Consider the following 1217-nt stretch of genomic DNA (forward strand, 5'->3'; position numbering starts at 1 on the left):
ATGGATCTGGCCATGTTCGTGGTCTTCTCCTCGGCTGCCGCGGTGTTGGGCAGTGCCGGGCAGGGCAACTACGCGGCGGCCAACGCTTTCTTGGACGCCCTGGCCCAGCACCGCCGCGCGCGAGGACTCGCCGCGCAGTCGCTGGCCTGGGGCATGTGGGCCGAGCGCAGCGCCATGACCGGCGACCTCGGCGAGACCGACCTCGCCCGCATGAACCGCGGCGGAATCGGTGCCCTCACCTCCGAGCAGGGCACGGCCCTCTTCGACGCCGCGACCGCGCTGGACGACGCCGTCCTCGTACCGATCCGTATCGCTGCCTCGGCGTTGCCCACCGAAGGTCTGCCCGCCCTGTTGCGAGGCCTGGTCCGCGCCCCAGCGCGGCGTGTGGCGGCCAACGCCGCCGCCGGCGACGGGGCCTCCACGCTGGCGCGCACGCTGACGGGCCTGTCCGAGGAGGACCGGGACGCGGCCCTGCTCGACCTGGTCCGAGGTCATGTGGCGACCGTGCTCGGCTACCCCTCGCCCGACGACGTCGTGGTCGAACGCACCTTCCAGGAGCTGGGTTTCGACTCGCTCACCTCCGTTGAGCTCCGCAACCAGCTCAACGCGGCCACTGGTCTGCGGCTGCCCGCGACGCTGGTCTTCGACCACCCCACACCGCTCGTCCTCGCGCGTTTCCTGCGCGGTGAGGCACTGGGCACCGCGGCCGACGACGCGGCCACCGCGCAGCCACTCGCCACCGTCGGCACGGGCACCGCGGACGACCCGGTCGTCATCGTCGGCATGGCCTGCCGTTACCCGGGCGGCGTCTCCTCGCCCGAGGACCTGTGGCGCCTGGTCGCCGACGGCATCGATGCCGTGACCGCCGCACCGGACGACCGCGGCTGGGACGACATGGACGGTGGCGGGCGCCGCGGCGGCTTCGTCCGGGACGCGAGCCGCTTCGACGCCGACTTCTTCGGCATCAGCCCGCGCGAGGCCCTCGCCATGGATCCGCAGCAGCGCCTCCTGATGGAGACGGCGTGGGAGACCTTCGAGCGCGCGGGCATCGATCCGGCCGCAGTAAGAGGCAGCCGGATCGGCGTGTTCGCCGGTGCCTCCTCGTCCGGCTACGGCAACGGACTGCGGCAGCTCCCCGAGGGTGTCGAGGGTTATCTGATGACGGGGACGACGACGAGTGTGATCTCGGGTCGGGTGGCGTACAGCTTCGGTCTCGA

Annotated in this window: 1 protein-coding gene; it reads left to right on the forward strand. The window is 72.2% G+C overall.

Going from position 1 to position 1217, the window contains the following annotated elements:
* The coding region (locus FGD71_RS35005; RefSeq protein ID WP_119104596.1) for a beta-ketoacyl synthase N-terminal-like domain-containing protein at nt 1-1217 on the forward strand (1217 nt) is incomplete at both ends.

The sequence above is a fragment of the Streptomyces sporangiiformans genome, assembly GCF_005768555.2.
Lineage (GTDB): Bacteria > Actinomycetota > Actinomycetes > Streptomycetales > Streptomycetaceae > Streptomyces > Streptomyces sporangiiformans.